Here is a 7,325-nt window from a genome sequence, read left to right on the forward strand (position 1 = left end):
ATGAAGATCAAGAACATGAACCGGGGCGTGCTTAGCAGGCTAGTTGCCGTCGCGGCGATTGCCCTTTGCTGCGTTATGGCGCTGCCGACGGCGGTGCATGCCGAGGATGTGCCCGAGGCCAAAACCGAATTCCACATCAAAAACGAGGCTGACTTTTTGGCGTACGTGGCGCTGTCGCGCGAGCGCGATACGTCCGGCTGGCACGTTTATCTCGATAACGATATCGTGCTTAATGATGACGACATGAAGACCATTGTCTCGCACACCGTTAAGCATCTGTCGTTTGGCAACAAGGAGCATCCGTTTAAGGGCGTGTTCGATGGTCAAAACCACACCGTTGAGGGCCTGAACTACGATAAAGACGCTTTTGACCCCGAGCGCGATACGGGATTTTTTGCCGAGACCAACGGCGCCACCATCAAAAACTTCCTGGTCAAGGACGCCAACGTGTGGGCGGACTTCCGCGGTGGCATTATCGTGGGCAAGGCCGTCAATACGCGCTTCGAAAACGTTATGGTCATGGAGAGCACGCTGCACGTGACCTGCGCCAACAATGCTCTCAACCTCATTACCAACGCAGGCTTTGAGGGCGGTCTCATCGCCGGCGAGCTCGACGGCTGTACCCTCTATAACTGCGAGGTACGTGGTGGCCGCGCCGTTAACAACGCGACCTCGGGCGTGCAGGCGCTCGGCGGTGAGGGTCTGTATATGGCGGCGTTTGCCGGCTACGTTAAGAACTCGACTATCGAGTACTGCCGCGTGACGCCGACGCGTAAGGACGACGGCTCGATTGCCGAGAAGGGCATGACCGACGTCACCAATAAGTACGACGTGGCCATTGGCGCCCTGGGCGGCAACAACGTGTACGCCTCGGGTTTTGTGGGCTGCATGGCGGGCGAGGCCAAGATTATCGACTGCTTCTCGACGGCGCAGTGCTACAGCTATGCCGCGTCATATGTGGGCGTCGTCGCCGTGACGCGTGCGTGGACGGGTGGCTTGGCGGGTCGTATTCTAACCGAAAAGGGCAACGAGCTCGTTCGAAGCCATTTTGCGGGTGACTTGAGCTCGCGTCAGTACAATCCCATCGCCGTGATTCCCATCATTCAAAACGATGTGAACCTGGGCGGTATTGCCGCGCGTGCCAACAAGGATGATGCCACGGTCACCGAGTGCTACTTTAAGCCGAGCGTGAGCCTTTCTGGCAACAGCCAGGGCAACCCTGCTAAAAAGAAAATCCCCTCGTTTGGCGGCGATGGCACCACCAAGGGTGATGGCTATGGTCCATGGGATGACGAGCGCTACATCACGCGTGAGCTATGGGAAGAGCATGACTATGATTTCTGTGCCGGTACTAAACGCTCGACTGCTAACGATGAGGCCCTGGGTGGCACGCACGCCAATGAGTGGGCGATGGATTACAAACTGAATATTCCCGTGCATGGCCAGAGCGTTAAGGCAACGACCGATTTTCCCGGCGCGGGCACCGCGACCATCGAGGCAACCAAGCTTGGTATTGAACAGAAGACCTCGGATCCGTACGCCTTTGCCGTGAGCGCCGTGCTGGCGGGAACGGCTCAGGGCTTGGCCCAGGGCGATACATCGGTGACGTTTGGGCAGGATACCTCCGCAAAGCCCAAGGGCTTGACCGATGCCAACGGCGGTTATCGCTTCATGGGCTGGTTCCGCGAGTCCGATGTGCGTGTGAATCGAATTGGACAAGACAACAGCTGGTTTGACGGCAAGACCGATGCCGATGCTGTGGCTGCCGGCAAGCAGGTCCAGAAGAGCGAGGCACACGAGCATACGTCGACCTATACCGCCGATAATGCCAAGGGGGTCGACGGTTTTAAGGGCAATGACCTGTTTATCGCTTCGTACGAGGCGCAGGTGCTGTTCTATAACGTCCAGGGCGAAACGCTCGATTGCCAGAGCGGCACTGCACACGACAAATCGGGCGATTGGTATCGCTACGGCGCGAAGCTCAACCCCGCCGCTCCTACCGATCGTGGCACGCTGTCTTCCAGCGCCACCTTTATCGGTTGGACAACGAAGCCGAGCGAAGAGGCTCAGATGAACGGTGGCTATGCAGCCATTACCTCGACCCAGCTCGCCGAGCTAAAAAATGCCGGCGCGTTCTATCCTGCCGGTACCGAGATTACCGTGCTTGGCCCGACCGACTTCTATCCGGTGTACAGCGACTACGTCTCGAACATCATGACAGTGTTCGAGGGCAATGAACAGGATGAGCTTGAAGATAAGACCCAGCGTGTCGGCGTGGGCAACACCCATGTCGATGTCCAGACTGCCGAGGATGGGGCCAGCGTTTACACGGTGCAGGTGCGCGGCGTGGACAACAAGCCCTTGTCCGAAGGCGGCTCGCTGCCCGATGGCTACCGCTTCCTGGGTTGGTATGAAAACAAGCAGGCCGCCGACGGGCCCGAGGTCGAGGTGCGCGTAAGCCGCGATCCCAGCTACAAGCTTCCCGCCAGCGTCGATCTGGCCGTTCCGCATACCTATACCGCACGCTTTGAGTATCGCGTGGATTATTACGTCAAGTCGATGACGAACGAAGCCTATAAGGAATCCAGACTCCTCTGCTCTGTGTGGAGCGGGTACCAAACCTCGTTTAACGAGCAGGTCGGATCGAGCTACGTGCGAGAGAATATCGTGCACTGGGGTCCCGAGCACGTCTATCACGGACTGAAGGAAAACTATAAGGACGAATGCAATGAGGGGCGCTTTGGGGCAGAGACACTCATCGTGGCGCCTTTGAAGGCGTATTCGCATACGGTCAAAAACGATACAGGTGCGGATACCCGGAAAAACGTCATTGCCGATACGGATTTCCCAGGTTCGGGCACGCTGGATGACGAGTGGGTCGCAGGAGCGCTGAAGTTTTACTTTAGGCCGGCGAGCGAGCGATACCATTTAAATTTCTGGACCCTCGAGCGCCAAGGCGGATACTGGACCTGCGTGGGCAACCCCGTTCAGAGCGAGATTGGCATCGATTCGGAGTATTACATGCGCGCCATGGTGACGACAAGCGTCAGCTTTTATGGCAAGGACGATGTCTCGGTTAAGAGCGTCACGCGACGTTATGAGGCTCCGTTGCTGCTGGGCTCCGATAGCACCTACACCTATAAATATCCGTTTATCCATACCAATCAGACGGTAAACGACAAGCCCGAGGGCGGAAAGAAGGGCGACATCAATCCCAATCTGACACTCGAAGCCTCTCCGACCGATGCCGAGATGGCTGTGCCTGGTTATAAGTTCCTAGGCTGGATTTCGACCGCCGAGGTCCAGAAGGATTCTGCCGTCTGGAAATATATCTATGACGTTACTGGCGACCCCTATGTGACGAGTGACCCGGAGAAAGCGACGCCATACTTGGCGACCGACGCGTCCAAGGTTACCCAGTGGCAGGATGCCTATCCCGTGTACGTAAAGTACGACGTTAGCTACACCACCAACCTGCACCGCAAGGGCTTTGACGGAACTAATGGGGTTAACGTACCCAACTGGGATATCAAGCCCACGCTGACCACGCAAGACGACGGGTCTGTGGTGGCTACGGTGAGTCCCGACATTACGACGACGGTGTATGCGGACGGAGCTGGTGGCACCTATCAGCTTAAGAAGCTCGAGATCGAGCTTTCCGACGGAACAGTAAAGAAACTTGAGCCGACGGGCGAGGGCGGCAATACCTATTCCTATCCCGTGGAGCCCGGAAAGCCCTATACGTTTGTGGCCTACTACACGCCCATTGCGGTGGTGTATCATCTCAACGACTCCGACGTTGACGGCAAGCTTGCCCAAGAGGGCGATAAGCTCGGTGACCTTAAAGATGGCATGCCGCTGCCAACGTATAACATTGGAGACATCGATGCTGCAACGGGCGCATACAACGCCTTCGTAGGTTGGACGGATAATAAGCCAGAGCCTAGCAGCGGTTATGTCGTTTGGTCGGACGGCGTTTCCATGGTGACTAAAAACACGGTGGTCAACGCCCCCATGGAGCTGTACCCGGTCTACCGTGCCAGCGCGGTAAGTGTCCAATCGAATATCGATGCTAATCTGGATGATCCCTATGCCGTACGCTCCCTTGCGCGTACCGACTCTGGTGATCAGATTTCGCTGGAGGTAAAAGCTGCAACTGAGGTTGTCGGCAAGGACGGCACCAAGTACGACTTTGTCGGCTGGTCGCGTGACTATACATCCGATGGCAACTACACCCTGATGACCGATGAGGAGAAGTATCCCCTCGAGGGTAATGAGCCCTTTAAGAACGTGACCTACACTGCGGTGTACAAGATTGCGCCGTATAAGGTGCGCTATCACGGTATCGACGGGTCGGTCATCTTTACGGCGACCGTCGACTCGGGCGATGAGCGCGCACAAGACGGCAAGTCCGGTTTTATCCACACGGTCGATGTCCCTAAAATGGACGAGAGCGGCAACCCCGTCTATGACAAGGACGGCAACCCCGTGATGGAGCAAAAATCCGTGGCATATGACCCGGATGCCCACTCCAAGATCGTTGCGCTGCTCGATGAGCAGGCGGCCGCCAATGGCGATAAGCGTGAACTCTTCTTGGAATGGCGATATGTGGGTGCCGAAGGTGCTGCGGAGGCTTGGGATACGTTTAAGGACGAGCCGGTCAAGGGCGATATGGACCTGTATCCCGTGACGTATCGCGTGGTTGCCAACGATACGTCTGATGGAAAGCCCGAAAACATGACCGCGCAGCTTAAGTGGCTGCTCGATCCTTCCGCCGCCAACACCGTCGACGACGCCGCCGATAAGGCGCCGTTTAAGGTCTGCTTTGCCAAGCCGTTTATGGGAACGCAGTTGACCGTCACGGTAACGCGGGCAAGCTACGGCCCTGGTGCAGAGGAAGCTCCCGTGGACGGCAAGTTTGTCTCGCTCTACAGTCTGGGTTCGGGTAATGGTTCGTTTGACCTGGCCAACCGTCTGGAGTCCAAGAAGACAGGCGAAGGCGAGCAAGGTCCCGGTAATGCCGTGTTCAAATTTACCCAGAATCATGCGCTGACGATCGCTAAAAAGACTACCGACGCCAGCGCAATGGGGCAAACGTTCCGCTTTAAGGTAACGCGAAAGGCGTCGGAGGGTTCTCCTGCCGAGACGCGCATGGTCGAGGTGAAAGTTAGCGAGCAGCGCGACGAAAACGGTGAGGTCTGGTATGTCGGCAGCGTGCAATTTGCTGCTCCGGCGGGCACCTATACCGTCGAGGAAGACACGGCTTGGGCATGGCGCTACGAGGGTGAACTGAGTACGCCGGGCAAGGCGCCCGGCAAATCTGCCGAGCTCATCATCTCGTCTGCCTCGAGTGCGGGCGACACCGTGGTGACGTGCGTCAACACGCGCGCGAATGACAAATGGGTCGATGGTGGCTCGCGTGCCAAGAATGTTTGGAAAAACGGCACGCTGAAGAAGGAGGACTAGGATGACTAAGCGCAAGCAAATCGTCGCCCTCCTTGTTGGCGTTCTCCTGTTGGCTGGCGCTGCCGGTACCTTTGCGTGGCTTTCGGTTACGGGCGTGCTGGTCAACGAGTTTGGTTTTGGTTCGGTGGCGCCCTCGGTAGATGAGAAGCTCGATGGCAATGTGAAGAGCAACGTCATGATTACAAACAACGGCTCGGCCCCGGCATACCTGCGTGTTGCGGTGGATATCTACTGGCAGGACCAGAATGGCGCGCGCCTGTGGGATGAACCAGTTGCCGGCACCGACTACGTCATTGCGTGGGGCAGTGTGTCCAAGGCATCTGCTTCTAACACCGCCTCGTCTTGGGTTGTCGCGTCCGACGGGTACTACTACTGGACGTCTCCCGTTGCTCCGATGGGCAAAACCGATGTGCTCATCAAGAGCGTGACTGAGCAGAAGGCAGATGGGAAGAACCTGGTCGTTGACATTTCGACCCAGGCAATTCAATCCACGCCCGGCGATGCAGCTGCAGAGGCATGGGGCTGTGCAGTCAAGGATGGCGTGCTGGTGCCGCCGCATGGAGGTGCGTAAGTATGGCCTCTCCGATTCGTAAAGACGTTGCGTGTTTCTTGCATTGCGTAATGGCGGCAATCGTCTGCCTTATCGCGCTCGCCGTTCCTGCACGTGCGTTTGCTGACATTCCCACGATTGCCTATGACGGAAATGCACGCCAGCTAACGGTATCGGGAGCGACGGACTCCTCGGGGGAGCCCGATCTGTTTCCAGCCTTTAAAGATCTAATGCCCGGCGATGTACGCGAGCAACAGATTGGGGTTCGTGCCACGGGTGTAAAGTCCCAGGTACGTGTGTTTGTGCGGGCCGTTGTCGATCACGAGACGGCACATCTGCTGTCGCCCATTACCCTAACGGCGTCGGCGGCCGATGCGTCTGCCGGTTGGCTCCAGACGGGAACGCCGGGCAGCGTGTTTGCCTATCCCACGCAGGTCGCAACGTTTACGAGCGATGGCAGCACGGTACTCAATTTGCAACTAAGTGTCCCGACGTCGGTGGGCAACGAGCTTGCCGACGCAAACAAGACCATTCGCTGGGAGATTACCGCCGAGGACGACGGCGAGAAGATCCCCGTGCAGTCTGCTGGCAGCAAGAAGCCCGGCTTGCTTGGTCTGGCGGCAACGGGCGACAACACGCTCACGTTGCTTTTAGTTTTGCTAACTCTTGCCAGCATCGCTTTTATAGCCGCGCTACTTTTGTCCCGGAGGGATAAGCGCTAGGTCCATCTTCTAAACGCAACGCCCTCCCGGGCGGCGGGCACGAAGTTCCCTGCTCTACAGTCCTGCGCAAGACGAAGGCCACATTAAGTGGCCTTCTTTGCGTGCGGAACTCGCGATGAACTTCGAGCCCGCCGCTCGGGAGGGCGCCCCTTTATTGACGGAAGGCCTAATAAGCGGATATTCCATGCCCGGATGTATTCAGAGCGGGACGGGCTTTCCGGATGGGCGGTGTTTCGGAAAGTGTGTCCCAGAATCGGCGCTCAGAGTGGTCCCCACTTTCCGGTTGAGAGCCTTAGCGGAAAGTGCGACCCGGAATTTACTCTTGAAGTGGGATGCGCTTTCCCAACAGGCCCTCAAGCGGAAACTGCGTCCGTCCCATTCCGAAGGCAGATTCCGGGACACACTTTCCGAATACAAAGAAGGCCACTTAATGTGGCCTTCAACTTATATATGTTGCGGATGCTTTCATGACAAGCCGCGCTTCAACACCGAGGCGTCTGCCCGGCGACGCGGAATGTAAGGTTCATCGCGAGTTTCGCACGAGCCGGAGAGCACTTAATGTGCTCTCCGTGCGAGCAGGACTGTCC

General features: G+C 57.4%; 3 protein-coding genes. All 3 read left to right on the forward strand.

Going from position 1 to position 7,325, the window contains the following annotated elements:
• From DXD16_RS05145 to DXD16_RS05155, 3 genes are read left to right on the forward strand one after another with little or no spacing between them, the layout of a single operon-like run.
• Window positions 1–5,466, forward strand: a complete 5,466-nt coding sequence (locus tag DXD16_RS05145) for a hypothetical protein (protein ID WP_117655347.1) — start codon at window positions 1–3, stop codon at window positions 5,464–5,466.
• A 1-nt stretch (window position 5,467) separates the two neighbouring features.
• On the forward strand, window positions 5,468–6,037 hold the full coding sequence (locus tag DXD16_RS05150; protein WP_117655348.1) for a hypothetical protein: 570 nt from the start codon (window positions 5,468–5,470) through the stop codon (window positions 6,035–6,037).
• Between the two features lie 2 nt (window positions 6,038–6,039).
• A complete protein-coding gene (locus tag DXD16_RS05155) occupies window positions 6,040–6,738 on the forward strand; it encodes a hypothetical protein (RefSeq protein WP_117655349.1) in 699 nt (232 codons plus the stop codon).
• The last annotated feature ends 587 nt before the right edge of the window (window positions 6,739–7,325 follow it).

Source organism: Collinsella sp. TF11-5AC, assembly GCF_003436775.1.
Taxonomy (GTDB): domain Bacteria; phylum Actinomycetota; class Coriobacteriia; order Coriobacteriales; family Coriobacteriaceae; genus Collinsella.